Raw genomic sequence first — 24,501 nt, 5'->3', positions numbered from 1 at the left:
TGCAGGCATATTGATACTTACAAGGAGTTTATATTATAGTCGTTAATGCATTGAAAATGATTAGTAGATTTAAAAAAGGACACTAATTTTTATATTTCCAAACCAATACATCTGCAGTTTTCATGGATGCAGTTCCAATGATAATTTCAGAATTTGCAGGGATTTTCATTTCATACACTTTGTCAGAATAATTTACTCCAATTCCAAAACCATCTCGATATTCTACCATTATACCTTCTGGATAATTTTCGATTGGAATGTTTTGTTGCTTATACAATTTAGTTAATACTTGTTTTTCCAAATCTCCTTTTTTTGAGTCAACACCAATATAGGTTACTGTTCCTTTTCCTAATTTATAAGAAATAACAGCAGGAGTTCCAGCATAGAAATCACCTTGATAAGTTCCCCAGATTTCTGTCCCTTTGTTTGGTTTCAATAAATCACCCCAACTTGTCCATTCAAATTCCTGATTGTCGAATTTAATTTTATCAGGAGATTGTGGCATCAATAAATCATAAGATTCAATCTCAGAACCAATCAATTCCCACATGGGTTGATAAAATTTAGCTTCCCAAAGATGTCCTTCACGATTTTGAATTCCTGTACGGCAACTCAATACCAAATTTCCTCCATTTTGAGCATAAGCAGTCAATTTATCAATCATTTGTTTATCAATCATTTGATAAGCAGGTACAATTAGGACAGGATAATTTGAAAAATCAGTAGTATCACGAACAAAATCTACAGGAGCACCAAACGATTTTACGGCTTTGTAATATTTTGTAAAGTGCCCAATCGTATTCCATTGAGTAGTTTGTTTGTTTAATTCAATTCCCATCACATTGTCAGCATTGAATAAAATTCCAGTTTTACGTTGTAAATAGGCTTTTGGCAATTGTGCTTTTGCATCGAATTTTTTACGTAGTGTATTAATATCTTTGATGAACTGGCTAAATTCCAATCCACCAGTAGTTGGAGTAACACCATCAGTTCCTACAATGCCGTAATGAAATTGCTCGTAACCATACAAAGGTGCACGAAAACGATAGGTACAGGTAAATTTACTTCCACCAGCAAAAACATGCCATAACCACAAACGCATTGCTCCAGGCAATGGCTGAGGATTAATGCTACCCCAGTTTACTTGTCCGGGCTGCAATTCCATTACGCCATAAGCACCTTTTAATGGACGGAAAAAATCATTAGACATTGAAATACGTGAATATTCACCAACGCGATATCCTTTTGGACCAATGCCAAGGTCACTACCATATACCATATAGCGGGTGTAACTAACAAAATCCAGTTCTTTACTCATTCCTATATAACTCTCATCATATCTTGGAACATAATTGGAAGTAATCCATTGATTTGGACTTGAAAATTTTCGAATTTCTTTGGCCTGATCGTCCAAAAAGGAGGCAGTTTCATTATCGGCGAATCGGTAATGATCAAGTTGTGAGTGAAGATTCATTCCCCATATTGCGTGTAATGGGATATTGATTTCGTCAAAACTGCTATAGGTTCCGCTCCAGAAATTGTTTCCCCATGCTTCATTTAGTGCAGTAATAGTTTTGTATTTTTCTTTTAACCAATCACGGAATCGCAATGGAGCGTCTTTTCCATAATCTAGAAAGCGCATAGGTTCATTGTCAAGTTGCCAACCCATAATGCGTTTGTCGTTGCCATATCTTTTTGCTAATTCTGCAATCATTTTCATCGAATAATTGCGGTAATAGTTGCTTGAAAAAGTAGCATGCTGACGTGTACCATGATCCATTTTGGTTCCATCTTCGTTGGTAGCAAGAACTTCTGGGTGTTTACGAACAAGCCAGACAGGAGGCGTAGCGGTAGAAGTACACATAATAACTTTTAAATGATATTTTTCTGCCAGTTCCAATGATTTATCAAGCCATTTAAAATCGTATTTACCTTCTTCGGGTTCTAGTTGAGCCCAAGCAAATTCACCAAAATGGGTAAACTCAAAACCCATTTTTTCCATATTTTGAAAGTCACGTTCCCATTGAGAAGGATCCCAATGTTCTGGATAATAGTAAACCCCTACAGAAGTTAAATCTTTAACAGGGAAAAATTTTTCTAATTTTTGAGCAAATGTAAACGTACTAAAAAGGAAGAGTATAGCCAGAAAGTAACGTTGATATAATATAGTGAATTTATAATGCATAATAAATCGGTATAAGTGTATATATTACAAATATAAGTTTTTAAAGAAATATTATGCCGTTTCCCAGACAATTCAATCAGAGGTTTGGAATACTATTTTTATAGGATATTGGTATTCTGTGAGAACGCTTTCTATTTAAACATAGATTCGTCTAGTATAATTTGTAAGTTTGTAGTTCCTAAAACTGTGCTATGAGAAAACCACTAGAATTGCGAACTGTAAATGTTACACGCTATATTTCGCCACTACGGGAAGGCGGTTCGCTACCTGCTTTGGCTGAAGCCGATGATGATTTTAAATATGTTTTAAAATTCAGAGGAGCTGGACATGGAGTAAAAGCTTTAATTGCCGAATTGATAGGAGGTGAAATTGCCAGAGTTTTGAAGTTAAAAATGCCTGAATTGGTATTTGCTAATCTTGATGAAGCTTTTGGCAGAACTGAAGGTGATGAGGAGATTCAGGATTTATTACAAGGTAGTCAGGGACTAAATTTAGCATTGCATTTTTTGTCGGGAGCCATCACTTTTGATCCAGTCGTGACACAATTATCACCTGAATTATCTTCACAGATTGTTTGGTTAGATGCTTTTATTACCAATGTTGACCGTACTTTTAGAAATACCAATATGCTTATTTGGCACAAAGAATTATGGTTAATAGATCATGGAGCATCTCTTTATTTTCATCATTCTTGGAATACTTGGGAAAAACATGCCAAAAGTCCTTTTGCACTGATAAAAGATCATGTTTTATTACCCCAAGCTAGTTTATTAAAAGAGACAGATATTGCATTTAAAGCCTTACTTACAGAAGATATATTAAGAGAAATAGCTAATTATATTCCAGAAGATTGGCTCCATTGGGTAGATAGTGAGCAAACTCCCGATGAAATCAGAGACGTTTACTTCCAGTTTTTATGGACACGATTGAATCATTCAGAAATTTTTATAAATGAAGCCCAAAATGCAAGAGAGAAACTTATATGAGTATGCCGTTATTCGCGTGGTACCAAGGGTAGAACGAGAAGAATTCCTGAATGTGGGCATTATTCTTTTTTGCAAAAAAGCAAAATTTATAAAAATGCTCTACTCAGTTAATGAAACAAAATTGTTGATGTTCTCCGAAGAGTTTGATTTGGAACAGCTAGAACTAAATTTAGAATCTTTTCAAAAAATTGCAGAAGGAGGTAAGTCTGCTGGACCTATTGGAGAATTTGATATTCCGTCACGTTTTCGTTGGTTAACTGCTATTCGAAGTTCGGCCATACAAACTTCCAGACCTCATTGTGGTTTTTGTGATGATTTAGATAAAACTATTCAGCGTTTATTCGAGGAGTTGGTTTTATAACTAACAATAAACCTCTGCTATTGTTTCGTTTTGTAACAATTGAATCAAAGTGCTTTCTTCAGGTCGTAATTCAGAATTTTTGGATTTAGGTTTATATTTCAAAATTGATCCTTTTTCAAATGTTGCAATTACTGTGGGATGCACATAATATTTTTTGCAGACAGTACGTGTATTTCCTAATTTGGAAGCTACTTCGTCTAAAACTTCAATGACTTTGTGTTTACAATCCGTTTGATTTTCGGGAGGCGCTAGTTTTTGAAAAGCAGTTAGCGCATTTACTGTTCCAGCCCAAGCGCGAAAATCTTTTGCGGTAAAACTTTCCTGGCTTATTTCTTTGAGATAATTATTAACGTCAGCAGAACCTATGGCATGGTGGTTTCCGTTGTCATCATAATATTGAAATAAATCCTGACCAGGAATGTCTTTGCATTTTTTTATAAGATTAGCCAATTTTTTACTTTCAAGACTTATCTTATGTGAAATTCCTTTTTTGCCTATAAAATTAAAAGAGATTTTTGAATTCTGAAAACGTACATGTTTGTCTTGCAATGTCGTTAAACCAAAGGAACCATATAGTTTTTTATACGAGTCATTTCCAATCCGAATGTTGGTTAACTCTATTAATTTAATGACCAAAGCCATTACTTTTTCGTATGGAAGTCCAGTACGATTCAAATCTTTATCAACTTGTTTTCGTATTAAAGGCAGGGCATTAGCAAAACTACGCAGTTGATAAAATTTCGACTGATTTCTTATTTTATTCCATTGCGAATGATATCTGTATTGTTTCCTTCCTTTAGTATCAATACCAGTCGCCTGAAGATGTCCATTTTCATAAGGAGAAATCCATACCTTTTCCCATGCTGGCGGTATAACTAATTTATTAATTCTATCGAGTATTAATTTATCACGCAGTCTTTTTTTATTGTGATCAATAAAAATAAAACCGTCATTTTTTCTTTGACGGTAATATCCTGTATTGGTATTTATTGCATAACGCAAACCTATAGATTTTGCAGTAACTTTAGAATCTCTACCTATTTTTTCGAGTTTAGACTGTAAGCGTTCCATCCCAAATGAGTTAATTAAATCTGGTGTTTTTTCCTTTAATAGCTAAATCATTTAAAACCATTGCTGCACTCTTGTCTGTAAAAGCAGATAAGCCAGCAACATACACTCCTTTTTCACCTGTAATTGATTTTATTCCAAATACTGTAGCTTCATCACCAGGATCTGTTTCTCCTTCATAACGGTATATATGAACGATTTCGAAATCACTTGGATTATTTATAATTTTAGATTCCTGAATATTAAAATCTATAGTAAATCCTTTTTCGTTTAATTCTTCCAATGCTTTCGAAACTGTAGTATAATGATACATTTGCTTTCCCATGATTTTTAGTTTTATATTGAGATATAAAATTAATATCATGATTTCTTTTAATAATTATAGAATTACAAATAAGTGTTGTAAAATTATATGATATTTTCGTCGATTTGAAATAAATGTTTAAGATCATTTTTTATAAAAGGTGCAAAGTTTTAATCATATTCAAATTTACATAACAATAGCACAGAGTATAATTCTATGCTATTGTTGTGTTATTATACTTTATTTTGTTATCCTTTGAAGATCCAAATCTTGAAAATCGAAACTGAAATCTATATTTGGCGAAATACCTTTCATTTTAATACTTTGGGCTTTACCTTCTTCATCTAAACTGAACATTGCAAAAGCATCGCAGTTTAGATCTTGGTATTCCCATTTAATGGCAAAGGTGTTGGCTTTATAAAAACGTAATGGACCATTTAATTTTGGTGAACGAAGCGATTTAATCCACAACTGATTTTCTTTTATGAAAATTTCAACTTTACCAAACCATTTATCTTCATACATACCTATGTAATCTGCTGAATTGATTTTTGTTTTTTTAGCAGCCTCTACTGTTTGCCAAGTTTTTGCTACTAATGAATCTACACTACTGGTATTCGATTCCATATACTTGACGTACTCATTGATCCAACCATGATTATCCAGCCCTAAATAACTGTCGATAATAGTTTGTTGTACTGCACTAAATAATGCGCCGCCGCCACTATCTGTATTTGTTAAAATAACAACTCCAAGTTTTAGATCTGGAATCATGCAAACGCTTGTTAACATTCCAGGTAAGCCACCCGTGTGTGATGCTTGGAGATTTCCTTTTATGTCCTCTAAGAACCAACCCAAACCATAGCCAGCAAAGTGTTGGTTGTAACGTGGATTAGGATTTGCATCCGTTACAGTATGGATTGTCCACATTTCTTTTTGTCTTGCTTCGCTGAATAGTTGCTTGTCTGAATTGGCTCCGTACTTGCCTTTGTTTAGCTGGGCTATTATCCATTTACTCATATCATCCACATTAGATACAACACCACCTGCAGCACCATTAATCATGTCATGGAATGGAGTAATGGTTCTTATCGTTCCTTTTTCGGTTGTGTGTGGTGTAGCAACATTGCTTAGGTCTTTAATGTTATCTTGAGTTGAATAAGAATTAATCATTTGTAAAGGGTCAAGAATTCTTGATTGAATAAATTTTTCCCAAGTCATACCACTTACTCTTGCAATCAATTCACCTGCTATAATGTAGAGTTGGTTATCATAATCAAACTGAGTCCTGAAATTTGATGTAGGTTTAAAATGTTGGAAAATGGTCAGTTTATCCTTGATGGTAAAGTCTGTTCCATCAGGAAAATCCATTAGGTCACCAGCTCCTAAACCTAATCCGCTTCTGTGACATAATAAATCTTCTACCAAAAAATTCTCCGTTACATAGTCGTTGTACATTTTAAACTCAGGCAGGTATGTTGTTACTTTATCTTTCCAATTCAGTTTTCCTTCATCAATCAAAATAGATAAAGCAGCAGTTGTAAATGCTTTACTGTTAGATGCTATTTGAAAATTAGTATGTTCATCAACAGGGAGCTTTGTTGTTACCGATTTTACACCATATCCTTTTTCATGAATAATTTTCCCGTCTTTAACAACGAGTACAGCAACACCTGCTACTTTGAATTTTTCCATTGCATTTTGTACCAAAGAATCTATTTGTTTGGGAGCTAATTGGGCAAAAATATTAGTACTTAATAATGCTATGCTAAGCAGTAAAATTGGTTTGATTTTGTTCATACGTTTTTATGGTTTAAATAAGGTTTTAGCTAGTTGATGTTAGGCTTAATACTAATTAAGCTTAAAAAAAAGAGTTAGTTATATTGTAAATGTAAACAGATTTGTCGTACAAAAAAAGCTCTTCATGAAATCTGGGTAAATGACTTTACAATACAGTAGTTTTAAGTATAATTCTAAGTTATAATTGTGTAGAGATATCAGGGTTATCGGATTGTCTTTGCATTATAATTTTTTTGATTAATGAAACTTGCCCTAAATGATAGTAACTATGTTCAATAACACCTTCAATATTTCTCAAATAGCTTCCATATTTTTCATCAACAAAAGGTTGGTTTAGTATGTTGTTATTCATTTTTTCTACCTCATTTGCAAACATTTCAGCATTGCTTACAAATTCGTTTACTAAATTATTCCAATCTGTTTCGGATTTAATTTCAGGGAGGTCAAAGCTGTATTTATCTCTAATTTCTAGGTTCCCTCCTTTAAACACATGTATTAATCCTTTTAGATAATAGTTTATATGAAAAGTTAATAACGCAATTGTGTTTAAGTTCTCAACTTTTTCAATTGCCTGTTTCCAATCGATACTTACTATTTGCTCTTTAAAATTGGTATTTGCAATCCACTTCCCATTAAGTAAAACCTCCCGAAGCCGGTTTGCAATATCTATACTGTTTGTTATCATTTTCCAGAGTACTGTTTGTATTATGTTCGTTCAGTAAACGCTACTTTTTAATTGCATTTTTATAAACAATTCCGCCTTTCATTACAAAAGATACATCCTCTAGAATTGAAATGTTGTCTAATGGATTTCCTTCAACTGCAATGATGTCGGCATATTTGCCTTTAGTAATTGAGCCAATTTTTTCACTTTTGCCTATTAGATCTGCAGCATTTATAGTTGCCGATTGTATGGCTTGCATTGGAGTTTGACCATATTTTACCATCAAAGCAAACTGACGTGCATTTAGTCCATGTGGAAAAACACCAGCATCTGTTCCAAATGCTATTTTAATTCCTGCTTTTGTAGCATTTGTAAAACTAGTTGACATTTGCGGTGCAATCAATCTAGCTTTATTTAGAATTTTTTCAGGGTACCCTTTTTTAGCAAATTCCTGAATTACATAGTCAGCGACATAAATTGTGGGAACATAATAGGTTCCTTTTTGTTTCATTAGTTGCAAAGTTTCTGTATCCAGTATGCTTCCATGTTCTACAGAATTTACTCCGGCAAGAACTGCATTTTTTATACCCTCGGTGCCATGAGCGTGTGCAGCAACTTTTCTTCCCCACATATGGGCTTCATCAACGAGTGCTTTCATTTCTTCCAGAGAATATTGTGGTGCGCCCACACTCTCTTCTTCACTTAGTACACCTGCCGTAGCACAAACTTTAATTACATCAGCTCCCCATTTGATATTATTGCGAACTCGTTTTCTTATTTCATCTACACCATCTGCTACACCTGTAAAATCTGGATTTCCTTTCCAAGAAATATTTGGATTAAAACCAGATAAATCAGAATGCCCGCCTGTAGCTCCCAATGCAAATGTTGCTACAAACATTCTTGGACCTTCAACTGTTCCTTCATTTATTGCATTACGAAGTGCAATATCAATTAAATCTCCTGAACCCAAATCACGACAGCTTGTAAAACCTGCTTCGAGTGTGTGTTTTGCGTAAAGAGGTGCTCGAATTGCGTAATCGGCTGATGTTTTTCGAAAAATATCTCCATAATAATCATCGCTCGGTTCATTCGTCAAATGTGTGTGACAATCAATCAAACCGGGTAAAACGGTTGCATTGCTTAGATCAATAATTTCTGCTTCTGTTGGAATACTTATCGATGTACCAATAGCGACGATAGTATCATTTTGTATCAAAATAATTTGATTTTTTAGAACAGAGCCATTTACTACATCTATGAAACGTCCTGCTTTAATTGCTTTGACTTTGCTTTGAGCCTGTACAATAGTTGAAAATGAAAAACTTAGTAGTGCAAGAAAAAATAGTATTCTTTTCATAATAGATTGTTTTATGTGAAAATATTTTAAATGTTGCATAATACTCTGATAACTAAACATGTTGGGGATAAAACATGAGTATTCTTAGAGGAACGAATATAAGAATTTAAAATAGTAATCAGAAAATAGAATGCATAGTAAATATTTTAACTCAAAAAAAGTGACTTCAAAAACACCTTGATTTATTTATTAAAATAATCTGGTTTAAATAGTTTTTGACCAAATTTATCTGAAATTATAGCAATCTGCTCTTTAATCTCCGATTCGGAAATGTTTTTATTTTCCTTGGCAGATTCCATGAAATTAGCAACTTGAATAAAAAAATCATCTAAACCAGCAGGAACTACTGTGCATAATAATTTTGCAGGTTCTTTTGAAAGGTTTTTAAAGTGGTGAATAACACCTCCTTTTGGGATTAAGACCAAATCATCTTTTTTGGCTAAATAATGACTGACTTCTGATGTAAATTGAACTTCACCCTCTAAAACATAAAAAGTTTCTTCGAAGTCTGGATGTGCGTGCGGAACGGGACCTGCTCCGGGAGGTACAATCATTTCAATCATTGCAAAAGAACCATTGGTTTGTTTGCCCGAAACAATAATTCGGTATTCGCCACCTGCAATATTTAGTTTTTGTCCTTGATTTACACTTACGGTTACTATTGTATTGTTTTCTTTTTCCATTTTTTTATCTCACACGTTTAAAGAATATAGGACCAGTTCTTTTCTTATTGTCTATATAACTTCCTTCGAGTGTATTACCGTCTTCAGAGAGAGTAAGAGTATGAGTGCCTTGAGTTGCCCAGCCTTCAATAGGTAAGGTTACATCAACAGTATAGATGATTGTGTTTCCGGTTCTTTTTCCTGTACCGATTTCTACAAATTTATGTCCTTTCCATTCCAAATAATGTGAGAAAACAATTTCCCCATCTTTCTCAGAAATTATAGCAACAGCATTCTGAACTCCCGAATTGATATCTTCCCAAACACCATTTATATCTGTTTTTGCAACTACTGATTTTTCTTGGCTAAAGCTAAAATTTGAAAAGATTATCGTAAAAAGAAAGATTAGGGAAAGTTTGATTTTCATATGTTGATAATTATTGTTTTTTATATCTGATAATCGTTTGCAACGAGTATTTACTTGTTTTTAAGGACAAATTAAAGCGTTTGTAGTAGGCTTCGCTTATAATAAGCGATTATAAAATAGTAAATTTATCGATAATTATTTGCGGTGCAAATGCCATTAGTGGTTTTTTGTACTCCGCCCAGTAAAATAGGGCTTCCGAAGATAAAATAATGCCCTGATACGAGCTTCCGTCTGCCTGATGTATGCTTCCGTGTCCCTGTTGGAAGCTTCCGTCTGCCTGATGTATACTTCCGCCCCCTTGAAAAGATCTTCCACCTCCCAATTACAGTATTCGGATAAGTTGTTGTATACTTTGGATGAGGTCTTGCGAGATTTCCCTCTGGCTCGTTTGCAAGGAGTACCCATTTTATCTTTAATCTCAAATTATAGCGTTTGGAACGCGGTTCGCTTAATGATAAAGATTTTAAAACAGAATTTCATAGTTAATTATCAGCATTGCAAATGCTATCATTTGTGTTTTTAAGTTAAGAAGGTACTCGTCTGTAAACGAGCATCAGAGTATGTTTTTGGATGTGGTTTTTGTATTGAGTGCTCAGCATGTGTTGCGAAGTCGTAAGACTTCGATAAACCATAGTAATAAAGACTTCATAGAGCTGGAGTAGGGAGACTTTTACTGATTTACTGCTTTCAATAACTTAAAAAAAAACGCAAAGTCTAGTGACTTTGCGTTTTTAGTGTATTTTCGAGCAATCGGGCTAAGATTGTTAAGCTAATCTTTAATTCCTAAGAAATATAATCCTATAAAACTAGGATCACCTGAATGTACATTTGGGGTTAGAAATATTTGAGTACTTGAAGACCATCCTCTGTCTGGATATATAAAATCAAGATACCAAACACCAGTAGACACCCTTCTGACAGACCAAGTAATTCTATAAACAGGACTTCCAGGATCTATGGATTGACCAGATGCACTTCCAGCACTTTTCATCCAATAATATATCCCATCCCCATCAGAGTTAAAAGTAAATTTGTCAATTTGATCCTGTGATTGTGAACTTGAATCATGCCAAGTCATAGTCCAATTACCAACTACTGCTGCTTTGTATATAGCTAATGAATCAGTTGCAATCATCAATTTTGCATTATTTACTGTTTTTTCTTCAATAAACCCCTGCTTTCTTACTGTTATTTTATAGCTAAATGTTTCTTCTTCATTGCCAGACAAAGATTTAAACTTTATATAGGGGGATATTTCTCCTCCACGACCTATATATTTGACGTTAGGATTTGAAATATCTGAAATTTCAACATCCCAATAGGAAAGACCAATAGCTTCTTCATCGTTTACATAATCAGGAAATGATCCAAGAAATGGAAATAATTGCCAAGTCATATGAGTACTTTTAATTCGATCAAAGAAAAATATGGGCTCCTTGTTTAATAAAATATTATCCTTATAGTCAGGGCTTATAGTACGAAATTTTCCATTTAAATTTAAATCTGTATCCACGTCATCAGTAAAGACTGTTTGAATGTTCTTAAAAATTTCATCACTTAAAATCCATTTTTTATTTAACAAGAAACCTAAATTACCTCTTAAAAGTTGAATTTTAGGTCGAGCACCAGTAATTAATAGCTGTATTGCTGAAAGAAAACTATTCTCCATTCCCATAATTTCAGATGCTTTACCCAAATCTATATCAAGAAGGTAAGCATCCCAACTAACACTTTCTGCTATACACGTATAGTATGACTTATAGTCTGTTAGAGGACAAGTAGATTGAGAGGCTAGTTTTAAGGTGTTGGATGCATTTAATTTGGTAGTAGGATTATCCATAAAAGATTTAAAAAGATCTTTATTAGCTTGATAAAATAATACATTCTGCCTTTTATCTTTAGCCGTTAAAGAATTAAAGAGGCCTAATACTTCTTGTTTGAATAGATTTAAGCTTTCAATAGATGCTATTTCTTCAGGGGTAGTTGAATTCATTGCAGAAACTTGTGTGTCAAAATTTTTGAATATAGATGTTACCAACTGATCTGCATCAACTTCTAATGTTTTGGTAACATTAAATTTTATTTTTGATAATTCAAAATCCAAAAGTTGTTCGCCTGATTCAACTTCAGGTACAATAAAGGCAAGAGTAGTGTCAGATGTTTTAAACAATTCAACAGATACCTTCCCAAATTTAGCACTATATTTATCTGCAAGTATTAAATCGGTTTTTAGGTAAATGACTTCATAAGTTTGTACGTTTGTTTTTTCCGGAACCACATCTGAGTTATTGATGGGGGATTGTTGATCATCCTCATTTTTTGAACAACTGTATAAAGAAAAAAATATTGTATATAATAGAAAAGTAAAAAAAATAATAAAAGAGGTTGATTTTTTCATAATTGTATTTTTAAATTTAGGTTTTTCGAAATGAAGTGATTTAAACTTATTTCTAAATTAAAAAGCGTCAAAGAAATTTGTGTGGAAAAATATAATCATTTCAAAATCAACCCTTAATTATCGTGTACTTGACAAATATAAAATAAAAAGTGAAATTATTACCTTTTTTCTATTAGCAAACCGTGGTTTTTAGGCAACAGTTCCTTATGAGACAGTAAATGTTATTTACTATAAGCTAAATAAAAGAGTAGCTCCCAGTGAAATCCTAATTTAAAGAAATTGTATTGAGTTGGGAATGGGTTTATTATCATTACCAAAAATAGTAGTGTACTGCGGATGTTTTAAAGAAAAATTTGATAAGTATTTTAGAAAAAAATAAATCAAAATTAGATCTTTCAAATGTCAATTTTCAAGGTAGTCATTACTAGTAATAAGAGATGGAGAAGAAAGAGAATATGAAGGTAGAAAGAAACGTAAAACAACTTAAAATAAATTTAAAAAATATTATTCAAATTGTTTTTAGAAATTCTAAAAGATATAATTCTCTTGTTTCAGGTTTTTTAATATTTTAAATTTCATAGATTATTTCTTCTGTTCTTGAAAAATAATACAAACTTATATTTACGAAACAAACTTTCATTTATCTACTTACTAATGGTATATACTGAAAATTAATTTCGTTTCTTTTTAAAAAATATATTTTTTCTTGCCATTTTTAAAAATTTAATGTTGAATAATAGTCTTTTTAAATTTTGAAAAAAGAACAAATATTGCTGTAGTTTTTAAAACAAAATTTCTTAAAAATCCTGATGCTGTCGTAACCTTGACGGAAACGTCATCCTGTATTTCCGGGGTTCGAAATATAGATACAGTGAACAGCAGGATTTTCTACAAAAAAAAAGACCGAAAAATAATTTCAGTCGCTTTGGTATTGTGTGTAATTAAAATCTATCCTATGAAAGCTTTTAATTCTTCGTAGGTTTTGATACTTACTTTTTCTTTATTCACTACTTTTTCTATTTGTTGAGGTAATGGTAATGTTACTTCCAATGCAGGTTCTACAACATCTAAGAACTTGATTAGATATTACCATTTAGTAAAATTTGAATCTGGTCTTTTAAATGGTTTTGATAAAAAAGTATTCACTATTGCATTCAATAATTCAGAATTTGATGCAAATGTAAAATGGGTTTCGCCAGGCATAATACATAATTGTGCTTTTGGTATATTTTCAAAAATTTCGACCGAATGTTCATTTTTAATAATGTCCTCATCACCAGCTAATATTAAAACTTTTGCTTTTATTTTAGATAAATATTTTGTTGGAATATTTGGCTGGTCAGCGTTGAGTCCAATAAGTTGTTTTTGTAGATTCCAATCTTGTGAAGTGTCTTTCTCCTGAATTTTTGACTTAACCATTTTTCTCTCATTGATAAGAAATTTAACAGCCCAAGAGTTAACAGCTGTTGAGTCAGGCCTTAAATTCGCAGCAATTGCTACAATTTTCTTAATTTTTAATTTGCCTGAAATGCCCATTTTTAAACCAACAATTCCACCATCGCTATATCCAACAACGTTAAGAGAATCTAATTTTAAGTAATTAGCTAATCCTTCCCAATCACTAGTAATTTGGTCGAATGTCAAAGAATCTGTTTTCAATTCAGATTTTCCCTGTCCTCTACTATCTGCAATAATAACTCTGTATTTTGTTTTAAAATAATCTATCTGATTTCCCATTGTTTTAATATCACCGTTAACTCCGTGAATTAGCAACATGGGTTCGCCTTTCCCATATTCCTCATAGTAGATTTTGGCACCATTAATTTCAACATATTTTCCAATGGTTTTGTTGTCACCATATGAAGTATCAAATTTAAAGTTCATTTGAACCTGTGCATTTCCTATTCCACAAATTGATGAGGTTAAAAGCAGAATCAATAGTTTAATCGTTTTTTTCATAATGATTGGTTTTAAATATAGTTAATGTCATTTTTTTTTTAAATGTAATAAAATAATGAATTGATAGTAAGTTTTGTATTACTAAAATATTTCTCATGAAAGAACCCCTGATGGGAGCTATATCCTGTCTGACAGGGGGTCAAACACACAGATGCAGCTGATAATAGAATTTGCTTCAAAAAAAAACGACTGAAAATAATTTCAGTCGTTTTGGTATTGAGTATAATTAATAACTATCCGATGAAAGCTTTTAATTCTTCGTATGTTTTGATTTTGGTACTTACTTTTTCTTTGTTCATTACGCTTTCTATTTGTGTAGGTAATGGTAATGTTACTCCCAATGCAGGTTCTACAACATCCAAGAACTTGATAGGATGTGCTGTTTCTAGGAATACACCAATAGCGTTTGGAATGTTTAGTAATTCTTTTTTCAATCCCAAATAACCAACTGCTCCGTGTGGTTCTGCAATATAACCTCTTTCGTTAAAAATTGCTTTTAGTGCTACCAATGTTTCAGCATCGTTGAAGGTATATGAACTGAAATCTTTTTTGAATTGCTCCAAATCATTTTGATACATCTCCTGAATACGAACAAAATTACTTGGGTTTCCAACATCCATGGCATTCGAAATCGTTGCGATTGATGGTTTTGGATCGTAAATTCCGTTAGTAAGGAATCTAGGAACGGTATCATTTACATTGGTCGATGCTACGAAATGTTCGATTGGTAATCCTAGTTTTTTGGCGATGATACCAGCGCAAATATTTCCGAAGTTTCCGCTTGGGCAAGAGAAAACCAACGGTTTGTTTTGTGATTTCAAGGCTTTGTAAGCAAAGAAGAAATAAAACATTTGTGGTAACCAACGCGCAATATTGATAGAATTGGCAGAGGTTAAATGAACGTGCTCTAAATCTTTATCTAAAAATGCTTTTTTAACCATGTCCTGACAATCATCAAAAACGCCATCAACTTCAAGCGCTCTTATATTTTGTCCTAAAGTTGTTAGTTGTCTTTCTTGAATGTCGCTCACTTTTCCCGAAGGATAAAGAATAACCACATCAACACCTTTTACGCCAAGAAAACCACTGGCAACAGCTCCTCCTGTATCTCCAGAAGTCGCTACCAATACAGTGTTTTTGTTGTTTTTTTTATCTTTGTTGAAATATCCTAAACAACGAGACATAAAACGAGCTCCTACGTCTTTAAACGCCATTGTTGGACCATGAAATAATTCAAGAGAATAGATTCCGTTTTCTACTTCGACCAAAGGAAAATCAAAACACAAAGTTTCTGCAATGATTTCTTTTAAAATAGCTGTTGGGATTTTGTCGCCCACAAACTGTTGGATAGCTTCAAAAGCAATTTCTTCGTGCGATAAATTTTCAATTGTATCAAAAAAGCTTTGAGCTAGGGGAGTGATGCTTTCTGGGAAATACAAACCTTTATCGGTTGCTAGTCCTTGTATTACTGCTTCCTGAAAAGAAACGTTGGGTGCATTATGGTTTAAACTGTAATATTTCATTTTTTTAATCTTAGTTGTTAGTTATTTGTTGATAGCTGTTAGTTTATATATTGAATAACTAAGACCTATCAACTGTTGACTAATTAAATAATTTTCATTCCTTCGTCGTTTACTTTAGAAACGTGAATTTCGTAAGGCAAACCCATTTCTTCATAAACAGCGCTCATAGCTTTGGCAATTTTATCTGCATTTTCTTTTCCTTTGCTTAAAGCAAAAATAGAAGGACCAGAACCAGATATTCCTGAACCCAACGCTCCATTTTCGTAAGCGGTTTGTTTGATTAAATCAAAACCTGGAATCAGCATAGAACGAATAGGTTCGATGATTTCGTCATGTAACGAGCGTCCAATCAATTCGTAATCCTGAGTGTATAATCCCGCTACCAATCCGCCTACATTTCCCCATTGGGTAATGGCGCTTTTTAGAGAAACGGTTTGTTTTAATACCGAACGCGCATCCGATGTTTTTAACTCAATTTGAGGATGAACAACCGTAGCATATAATTCAGATGGGCTTGTAATTTTTATAATATCTAAAGGATTTGAACTTCTTACTAATGTAAAACCTCCCAAAAGGGCAGGAGCTACGTTGTCAGCATGTGCATTTCCACTGGCTAGTTTTTCGCCTTGCATAGCAAATTTTACTAATTCTTTTCTAGTGAAAGGGCGTCCTAATAATTCGTTGATTCCAAAAACAGCACCCGCTGAACTGGCAGCACTACTACCGATTCCACTTCCTGCTTTGATGTGTTTGTAGATTTCGATTTCAAAACCAAATTCAGTTTCCACTTCTTCTAACATCGCCAGAGCAGCAACTCCAGCTACATTGTTTTCAGTTTCTAATGGTAAATCAGCACCGACTATTTTTGTAATACGAACTCCTTTTACATCTGATTTACGTACAATCATTTCGTCACCAGCAGTGGCTAAACAAAGTCCGAGCACATCAAAACCACACGAAAGATTCGCAATTGTAGCTGGGCAAAATAGTTTTATTTCGTTCATTTTTTTTATTTTTTGGAGGTAGAGACGTTGCACTGCAACGTCTTCCCACGTTTATGGACCATGTGCTGTAACGTTTACCTACGTTTTACAGCGTCATTTCATTTTATTTGTTTAACGTAATCATGTTAGATGTTGAAAAATGTCTGATGTTAGACGTTGCAGTGCAACGTCTCTACCAGCGTATTTTTTAATTATTTCCTATTCTAATTACATCTGCAAATATTCCAGAAGCTGTAACCGCAGCTCCTGCACCAGCACCTTTTATCAATAATGGCTGATCAACATAACGATCTGTATAGAATAAAACGATATTGTCTTTTCCTTCCAGATTGTAAAACGGATGATCTTTTGGGATAAATTGCAATCCTACGCTTGCTTTTCCATTTTCAAATTGAGCCACAAATTTTAATCGGCTTTCTTTTTCATTTGCTTCTGCCAAAATAGATTCGAAGTGTTTTGCGTGTTCTTTTAATGAAGCGAAAAATGCTTCATTATTAGTAGTTCCCATACATGCTTTTGGAAGAAAAGATTGGTTCTCAATATCTTCAATTTCCATTTGGTATCCGCTCTCACGAATCAGAATAAGAATCTTTCTGGCTACGTCAATTCCGCTTAAATCTATTTTCGGATCTGGTTCTGTAAACCCTTGAACTCCAGCTTCTTTAACCACGTCATGAAAAGTATTATTTTCATCAAAATTATTGAAAATAAAGTTCAGACTTCCTGACAAAACGGCTTGAATTTTATGTACTTTATCACCAGAAGCGATTAGGTTTTTTACAGTATCGATAATTGGTAGTCCAGCTCCAACATTAGTTTCAAAAAGGAAAGGCGCATTGAATTGGCGTGATAAACCTTTTAGTTTTTTGTAATTATCATACGCTGATGAACACGCAATTTTGTTACAAGTAACTACTGCAACATTTTGTTTTAAATAGTGCTCGTATGTTTTAGATACTTCTTCATTGGCTGTAATATCAACAAAAATACTGTTACGTAAATTGAGTGCTTTAACCTTAGTAATAAATTCTTCTTTATTGGCAGTTTCTCCTTTTTCTAAAAGTGATTGCCATTCTTTTAAAGAAATTCCATCTTCGTCAAAATGCATTTTTCGAGAATTAGAAACGGCTATAACTCTTAGATTTATTTTTAGATTTTCTTTTAAGAATTTCTTTTGTTGGTGGATTTGCTCGATGAATTTTTCACCTACATTTCCAACTCCCATTACAAATAAGTTTAGCTGCTTAGTGTTCTCTTCAAAGAAGTTTTCGTGTAAAGTGTTTAGTGCTTTTTTAACGTCTCTTTCGTTAATAACCACAGAGATGTTTCTTTCAGAAGCACCTTGAGCAATGGCACGAATATTAACGTTGTTTTTTCCTAAAGTACTAAACATTCTACCGCTTAAACCTTGATGATTTTTCATGTTTTCACCAACCAAAGCAATAATACAAAGGTTTTGTTCAACAATACAAGGATCAATTTTGTTTTGAGCAATTTCTATTTGGAACGCTTTATTGATAGCAATTTCAGCAGTTTCAGCATCCGAATTCAAAATACCAATACAAATAGAGTGTTCTGATGAAGCTTGAGTAATAAAAATTACATTAATGCTTTCATTAGACAATACTTCAAAAAGACGTTTAGAAGAACCAGCTACGCCAATCATTCCTGAACCTTCAAGAGTTATCAAAGTAATATTATCGATATGAGTAATTCCTTTTACTGGATTTGTATGTTGAGTAATAGAATTTGAAATCAAAGTTCCTTCGGCTTGTGGTTCGAAAGTATTTTTGATTATAATTGGAATGCTTTTTCTTAATACAGGCTGAATCGTTGGCGGATACAATACTTTGGCACCAAAATGTGACAATTCCATAGCTTCTTGATACGAAATTGTAGCAATAGGCTGAGCTTGTTTTACAATTTTTGGATTTGCTGTAAACATTCCATTTACATCTGTCCAAATTTCCAATTCGTTTGCATTTATAGCTCCAGCAATTATAGCAGCAGTATAATCAGAACCTCCACGGCCTAAAGTCGTATTGATTCCATCGATTGACATAGAAATAAAACCAGGCATTACAGTTACTTGAGCACTTTCTGAATTGAAATACTCAGCGATAAGTGGATTAGTAACATCAAAGTTTACAGCAGCTTTGCCGTATTGATTATTTGTTTTAATTAATTCACGGCTGTCTTTGTATTTACTTTCTTTTAACTTTTGTTTTAAAGCTTCAGCTATAATGTATGAAGATAATAATTCACCAAAACTTAGAATAGTATCTAAAGTTCTTGGAGATAATTCACCTAATAAGAAACAGCCATCAAGCAGTGTTTCTAAGTGATTAATAATTCTTTTAATATGACTTAATAAACCACTTTGTTCGCTAACAGGAATAAGTTGTTTAAGTGCTTCTAAATGTTTTTTCTCAATTTCGGTAACAATTTCTTTGAAACTCTCATCATTGGATGCAGCTTTTGAAGCAGCTAAATGCAATAAATCGGTTACTTTGCTTAAAGCGGATACAACAACAACAAGTTTTTCGGCTTGTGCTTTATTAAGGACTATGTCTAAAACTAATTTTATGTTTTCTGCATTGGCTACCGAAGTACCGCCAAATTTTAATACTCTCATAAGAAGTTTGTATTTGTTTTATGTAAATTTGAATCGCTTTTTAAATTGTTACTATCTGAAAATCAGCGATTTTTATGTTTTTATTTTGATTGCAAAATGGTTTCTATACACCCATGACTTTCTTTCTTTAAAGAAAAAAGTATAACAACTGGATTATATGTAAAATGTATACCCCTAAGGGGTAGTAGTTGTAGTAGATGTAGTTGTAACAGCAAGAGCAACCCAAATTTGAGTTGTTATCGAAGGATGATATGTGCTGTTAAATTTCTTCATTTTGATTTTTCAAAAGTACTGTTTTTTATGAAAAAATAAAGCTTTATGGTTCGTTTTTGCGAATAGTTTAATAATTTAATTTTAATATAGAGTCAAATTTAATATTGCGTAATTTATTTCTTTATTTATTGAGATAATCTTTGTTTTGATTTAATCTGAAGAATCGTTTTTATGATCGTCTAAGATAAAAGAAAGGGTTTTTTTGCTCGTAAAATGATTAGATTATTGTCTTTTTTTTGAAAATAAAATGATTTTATAAGTGAAGAAGGAACCGTAAAGCCTTGTAAACTTTAGTTTAATTGGGTTTTTAAATTATTGTTAAAAAACATTGCTTTTTAACGTTGATTTGTTGAATTTTGACACTTAAAATCAAATGAAATGGAGAATACACATTATATAAACACCGATTTGCTTTCCTTCGAAGTATTGCAGGAAATTATTTCTCATCATAAATTAGTTGCTCTTTCGGAGAATGCAAAAACTAATATTTTAAAGTGTAGAAAATACTTAGATGCTAAAATGGCTTCTCACTCGGAACCAATTTATGGAATTAATACAGGTTTTGGTTCTCTTTGTAATGTAAAAATTTCAAATGAGAATTTATCAAAGCTTCAGGAAAACCTTGTGAAGTCACACTCTTGTGGTACTGGTGAAGAGGTTCCGAATGAGATTGTAAAATTAATGTTGTTGCTTAAGATTCAGTCACTAAGTTACGGTCATTCTGGAATTCAATTACAAACTGTGCAGCGATTGGTTGATTTTTACAATAATGATATTTTGCCAATAATTTATACGCAAGGATCACTTGGTGCTTCTGGCGATTTAGCTCCTTTGGCTCATTTGTCATTGCCACTTTTAGGAGAAGGAGAAGTTTGGTTTGAAGGTAAAAAAGTAAATTCGAGTGTAGTTTTGAAACATTTTGGTTGGGAGCCAATAGTTTTACAATCCAAAGAAGGTTTGGCATTGTTAAACGGAACTCAGTTTATGAGTGCTTACGGTGCACATATTGTATTGAAAGCGAATAAATTTTCTTTTTTAGCAGATTTAATCGGAACTATTTCTTTAGAAGGTTTTGATGGTAGAATAGAGCCTTTTAATGAGTTGATTCATTATATTAGACCTCATAATGGTCAAATTGCAACAGCAAAACGAGTAAAAGAATTTCTTGAGGGTAGTCAAATCATCGAGCAGGCAAAAACTCATGTTCAAGATCCATATTCTTTCCGTTGTATTCCACAAGTACACGGTGCTTCAAAAGATGCTTTTGATTATGTCAAAAAAGTATTCAAAACCGAAATTAATTCGGTTACCGATAATCCTAATATATTCATAGAAAGCGACCAGATTATTTCTGGAGGAAATTTTCATGGACAACCTTTGGCTTTGGCTTTAGATTTTATGGCAATTGCTTTAGCCGAATTAGGAAGTATTTCTGAGCGCAGGACGTATCAATTAATTTCAGGTTTACGAAATCTTCCAGCTTTTTTGGTTGATAATCCCGGATTGAATTCTGGTTTTATGATTCCTCAATATACAGCTGCAAGTATTGCCAGTCAAAACAAGCAGTTGGCAACTCCATCAAGTGTAGATAGTATTGTTTCAAGTAACGGACAGGAAGATCACGTGAGTATGGGAGCAAATGGTGCTACAAAATGTTTGCGTGTAATGGATAATTTGGAACGTATTTTGGCTATTGAATTGATGAATGCATCACAAGCAATCGAATATAGAAGACCTTTACAGTCTAGTGATTTTATAGAAATGTTTTTAAAATCTTACAGAGAAGAAGTTCCTTTAGTAAAAGAAGATAGAATTTTACATTATGACATTGAGAAAACAGTGGCTTTCCTTAATAGTTTTCAAATTGAAGATGATTTGTTAACATTGGCTTAACATTGACTTAAAATAATGAAGTAATTTTGCACTACATAAAAACATAAACAAATGTCATTAAATTCTATTTTTCAATTTTTAGTACCGAAAGACAAAAAATTCTTTCCTCTTTTCGAAGAAGCGTCAAGTAATTTAATTGAATTAGCTTCAAATTTGCACGAAGCAGTAAATCTTCCTTTAAAAGAAAGAGAAGTTCTTTTTATCAAAATAGATGAATTAGAACAAAAAGGGGAGGACATTACCCGTCAGACTAATTTAGAATTGAGCAAAAACTTTATTACTCCTTTTGATAGAGAGGATATTTATTCTTTGATTACTTCAATTGATTATGTAGCTGATTATCTTCATGGAGCTGCTTCAAGAATGCGTTTGTATCAAGTGGATAAAATCACAAAATCAATTCGTAAAATGACAGAAATCAATCTGGAAGCCTGTCAAAATATTGATGTTGCTGTAAAAGAGTTAAAAAACTTAAGCAACATGAAAACGATTACCAACGCTTGTGCAAAAATCAATAAGTTGGAAAATAAATCGGATATGGTTTATAATAAAGCTGTTTTTGAAATTTTCGAAAACGAAACAGATGCCAAAAATATCATTAAATATAAAGAAGTATTGTCAGTTTTAGAATCTGCTACTGATAAATGCAAGAGTGTTGCTAGTGTTTTAGAATCTATCACAGTAAAACATTCTTAATTTAATCTATTCATTCTGAAGATATTGATATGACTTTACTATTAATTATTATAGTTCTAGCATTAATTTTTGATTACATCAATGGTTTCCATGATGCTGCAAATGCTATTGCTACTGTTGTTGCAACCAAGGTTTTATCCCCTTTTCAAGCGGTACTTTGGGCAGCTTTTTTTAACTTTTTGGCCTATTGGGTTTTTGGTTTAGGTGTAGCAAATACCGTTGCAAAGACAGCTGATTCAAGCCAAATAGATTTAGTTGTAATTCTTGCGGGTGTTATTGCTGCTATTATTTGGAATTTAATCACTTGGTGGCAAGGAATTCCTTCCAGTTCCTCACATACTTTAATTGGAGGTTTTGCAGGAGCAGCAGTTGCTCATGCAATTACAATGCACGGGTTTTCAGATTATACTTTAATAGAAGATGGAGTGCAACATACGAGACATTGGTATGATATTGTAAGTTGGTACAAAGATGGAAAAGATGGTGGTATGCCTTCTGGAGTTGTAATTATCATTGCTTTTATAGTTCTTGCCCCTTTATTAGGAGCCTTAATGTCGTATTTAATTTCTATCTGGTTATTAAATGCTTCTAGAAAAAGTATCCTTCCTAAGTTGTTTACAATCGCATTGATGATACTATCAGTTTGGTTTGTTTATAATCAAATGGTTCCATTTGAAAAAATCGAAAAACCTCGTTTTGATTCTCATTTTTGGAGTATTGTATTTGAATCACATAATATTAAATGGTTTTTAGTAGCTTTTATAATATTATCTATTTCAACATTCGCTTTATTTTTTAGTAGTTTAAATTTGCATAAAGCTGATGCAGTTTTGAAAAAAATGCAATTGTTATCTTCTGCTGCATTTAGTTTAGGCCACGGTGGAAACGATTCTCAAAAAGTTATGGGAATTATCGCAGCAGCTGTTGCGGTATATATTAAAACCAGTGGTGTAGATATTATGCATCTTCCTGAGTGGTTGCAAGTAGTGCTTCCAGATGATGATAAAGGAATAAAAGGAGTAATGCCAGAATGGATTCCTTTAGCTTGTTATACTGCCATTGCGGTTGGAACATTAAGTGGTGGTTGGAAAATTGTAAAAACAATGGGTTCTAAAATCACTAAAGTGACTTCTTTTGAAGGAGTAGCAGCCGAAACAGCAGGAGCCTTAACGCTTTATTTTACAGAACATTTTAAAGTGCCGGTAAGTACAACACATACTATTACAGGTTCTATAATTGGAGTTGGATTAACGAAACGTGTTTCAGCTGTTCGTTGGGGGGTAACTGTAAGTTTACTTTGGGCTTGGGTTTTAACAATTCCAGTTTCAGCATTACTAGCTTCATTAGTATATTGGTTCCTACATATATTTTTATAGAATAATACATAAAAAAAAACCATTCGGATTACGAATGGTTTTTTTTTTTATGTCATAAAATTTGCGATGCTTTTTTTGGAGCAGAAAATATTCGATAATAATCAGTATTTCTCCCGCTGTCCACTGTATCTTTTTATCCCGATAAAAATCGAAATAAAAAGGATGTCGCTTCCATCGGGGCTAAATTAGAAGATTGGAGTTTTTGTCAACTTATTTAAGAAAGGATTTAAGCTTTTTTAGTGTTAATCCGTATTTCGGTAGTTGATGAAACTTAATTTATAATGTTTAATAACTCTGAATATACTTAATGTAGTTAACTCCTTAATCTAATTCCCTTGAATTAAGTTTTTATGATTCTTTCTTCGTTTGTAATGAGTTTGTTTTAAAACTTTGTCACCACTAATGATGCTTATGTTTCCATCAATTTCAAGCATGGCTATTTTTACATCTTTAAAAAATTCTACACCATGTTCTCTCATTGCTTCTTTTAGTTCATCCGAAGTTATGTTTAACTTGCCTAACGTTTTGAAATCTAAAGTCCCGTTGTGAATTAGAATCTCAGGTTTTTCAAGCATGAAATCACTGAATTTTTTAGAGTTGAACAAGAGCTTTTTGATAACAAAGTTAATTGCAAAAAGAATTGTTGCTGCTGCCAAACCGCCCCACAATGTTGTGTTATTTCCTACCATTGCATTCTGCACAGAATTGCTGATAAGAAGAATCAGAATCACATCGGCCGTATTGAGCTGTGATAATTCTTTCTTGCCAAAAACACGCAATGCAATAACCATGAACAGATACACTGCTGTACTTCGAATGATGATATCTAGGTATGGATTCATTTAGTTCTTGGTTGTCAGTTGGCTGTTTTTAGTTGTTAGAGGATAGATTAGAAAACGGTCAACTAATAACTAAAAACAATCAACT

Annotated in this window: 20 protein-coding genes; 5 read left to right on the top strand and 15 right to left on the bottom strand. The window is 32.9% G+C overall.

Annotation, left to right across the window (positions count from 1 at the left end; translation table 11 throughout):
* Nucleotides 1–82: 82 nt before the first annotated feature.
* Nucleotides 83–2,185, bottom strand: a complete 2,103-nt coding sequence (locus tag CLU82_RS00355) for a beta-galactosidase (protein WP_100841213.1) — start codon at nucleotides 2,183–2,185, stop codon at nucleotides 83–85.
* Between the two features lie 191 nt (nucleotides 2,186–2,376).
* Here CLU82_RS00355 and CLU82_RS00350 point away from each other — a divergent pair, with 191 nt between their 5' ends.
* Together CLU82_RS00350 and CLU82_RS00345 are read left to right on the top strand one after the other, a co-directional pair.
* Entirely contained in the window at nucleotides 2,377–3,171 is a 795-nt protein-coding gene (locus tag CLU82_RS00350) for a HipA family kinase (protein WP_100841212.1), read from the top strand.
* On the top strand, nucleotides 3,149–3,532 hold the full coding sequence (locus tag CLU82_RS00345; protein ID WP_100841211.1) for a DUF3037 domain-containing protein: 384 nt from the start codon (nucleotides 3,149–3,151) through the stop codon (nucleotides 3,530–3,532). Before CLU82_RS00350 ends, CLU82_RS00345 begins: the two co-directional genes overlap by 23 nt.
* Here the strand turns inward: CLU82_RS00345 and CLU82_RS00340 are convergent, their stop codons facing one another.
* The 13 genes from CLU82_RS00340 to thrA all read right to left on the bottom strand — a co-directional run bounded on the left by CLU82_RS00340 (nucleotide 3,533) and on the right by thrA (nucleotide 19,336).
* Nucleotides 3,533–4,603 carry a DNA topoisomerase IB gene (locus CLU82_RS00340; RefSeq protein ID WP_100841210.1) on the bottom strand — a complete coding sequence of 357 codons (1,071 nt, stop codon included), beginning with the start codon at nucleotides 4,601–4,603 and terminating at the stop codon, nucleotides 3,533–3,535. It abuts the gene before it with no gap.
* A 10-nt stretch (nucleotides 4,604–4,613) separates the two neighbouring features.
* Entirely contained in the window at nucleotides 4,614–4,964 is a 351-nt protein-coding gene (locus CLU82_RS00335) for a hypothetical protein (protein ID WP_369828965.1), read from the bottom strand.
* Between the two features lie 180 nt (nucleotides 4,965–5,144).
* Nucleotides 5,145–6,704, bottom strand: coding sequence for a serine hydrolase (locus tag CLU82_RS00330; RefSeq protein WP_100841208.1), 1,560 nt, complete (start codon nucleotides 6,702–6,704; stop codon nucleotides 5,145–5,147).
* Between the two features lie 178 nt (nucleotides 6,705–6,882).
* On the bottom strand, nucleotides 6,883–7,389 hold the full coding sequence (locus tag CLU82_RS00325) for a DUF1572 domain-containing protein (RefSeq protein WP_100841207.1): 507 nt from the start codon (nucleotides 7,387–7,389) through the stop codon (nucleotides 6,883–6,885).
* A 40-nt stretch (nucleotides 7,390–7,429) separates the two neighbouring features.
* Nucleotides 7,430–8,728 carry an amidohydrolase family protein gene (locus CLU82_RS00320; protein ID WP_100841206.1) on the bottom strand — a complete coding sequence of 433 codons (1,299 nt, stop codon included), beginning with the start codon at nucleotides 8,726–8,728 and terminating at the stop codon, nucleotides 7,430–7,432.
* 182 nt (nucleotides 8,729–8,910) lie between these two features.
* A complete protein-coding gene (locus CLU82_RS00315) occupies nucleotides 8,911–9,411 on the bottom strand; it encodes a cupin domain-containing protein (protein ID WP_100841205.1) in 501 nt (166 codons plus the stop codon).
* A 4-nt stretch (nucleotides 9,412–9,415) separates the two neighbouring features.
* Complete coding sequence (locus tag CLU82_RS00310; RefSeq protein WP_100841204.1) at nucleotides 9,416–9,817, bottom strand: hypothetical protein; 402 nt, start codon at nucleotides 9,815–9,817, stop codon at nucleotides 9,416–9,418.
* Between the two features lie 109 nt (nucleotides 9,818–9,926).
* Nucleotides 9,927–10,139 (bottom strand): hypothetical protein, encoded by a 213-nt coding sequence (locus CLU82_RS00305; protein WP_100841203.1) that lies wholly within the window; start codon nucleotides 10,137–10,139, stop codon nucleotides 9,927–9,929.
* A gap of 447 nt (nucleotides 10,140–10,586) precedes the next feature.
* Complete coding sequence (locus CLU82_RS00300) at nucleotides 10,587–12,215, bottom strand: hypothetical protein (RefSeq protein WP_100841202.1); 1,629 nt, start codon at nucleotides 12,213–12,215, stop codon at nucleotides 10,587–10,589.
* Between the two features lie 1,086 nt (nucleotides 12,216–13,301).
* Entirely contained in the window at nucleotides 13,302–14,174 is an 873-nt protein-coding gene (locus CLU82_RS00290; protein WP_100841201.1) for an alpha/beta fold hydrolase, read from the bottom strand.
* 233 nt (nucleotides 14,175–14,407) lie between these two features.
* A complete protein-coding gene (thrC, locus tag CLU82_RS00285; protein WP_100841200.1) occupies nucleotides 14,408–15,697 on the bottom strand; it encodes a threonine synthase in 1,290 nt (429 codons plus the stop codon).
* 83 nt (nucleotides 15,698–15,780) lie between these two features.
* On the bottom strand, nucleotides 15,781–16,701 hold the full coding sequence (locus CLU82_RS00280; RefSeq protein ID WP_100841199.1) for a homoserine kinase: 921 nt from the start codon (nucleotides 16,699–16,701) through the stop codon (nucleotides 15,781–15,783).
* A gap of 187 nt (nucleotides 16,702–16,888) precedes the next feature.
* Nucleotides 16,889–19,336 (bottom strand): bifunctional aspartate kinase/homoserine dehydrogenase I, encoded by a 2,448-nt coding sequence (thrA, locus tag CLU82_RS00275; RefSeq protein ID WP_100841198.1) that lies wholly within the window; start codon nucleotides 19,334–19,336, stop codon nucleotides 16,889–16,891.
* A 651-nt stretch (nucleotides 19,337–19,987) separates the two neighbouring features.
* Here thrA and hutH point away from each other — a divergent pair.
* From hutH to CLU82_RS00260, 3 genes are read left to right on the top strand one after another with little or no spacing between them, the layout of a single operon-like run.
* Nucleotides 19,988–21,502 carry a histidine ammonia-lyase gene (gene hutH / locus CLU82_RS00270; RefSeq protein WP_100841197.1) on the top strand — a complete coding sequence of 505 codons (1,515 nt, stop codon included), beginning with the start codon at nucleotides 19,988–19,990 and terminating at the stop codon, nucleotides 21,500–21,502.
* A 51-nt stretch (nucleotides 21,503–21,553) separates the two neighbouring features.
* Nucleotides 21,554–22,198, top strand: a complete 645-nt coding sequence (locus CLU82_RS00265) for a DUF47 domain-containing protein (protein ID WP_100841196.1) — start codon at nucleotides 21,554–21,556, stop codon at nucleotides 22,196–22,198.
* Between the two features lie 29 nt (nucleotides 22,199–22,227).
* A complete protein-coding gene (locus CLU82_RS00260) occupies nucleotides 22,228–23,574 on the top strand; it encodes an inorganic phosphate transporter (RefSeq protein WP_100841195.1) in 1,347 nt (448 codons plus the stop codon).
* 326 nt (nucleotides 23,575–23,900) lie between these two features.
* Here CLU82_RS00260 and CLU82_RS00255 read toward each other — a convergent pair whose 3' ends face one another.
* A complete protein-coding gene (locus CLU82_RS00255) occupies nucleotides 23,901–24,416 on the bottom strand; it encodes a DUF421 domain-containing protein (protein WP_100841194.1) in 516 nt (171 codons plus the stop codon).
* Between the last annotated feature and the right edge of the window lie 85 nt (nucleotides 24,417–24,501).

This window comes from Flavobacterium sp. 5 (assembly GCF_002813295.1).
Classification (GTDB): Bacteria; Bacteroidota; Bacteroidia; order Flavobacteriales; family Flavobacteriaceae; genus Flavobacterium.
This window is presented reverse-complemented; position numbering and strand designations above follow the sequence as displayed.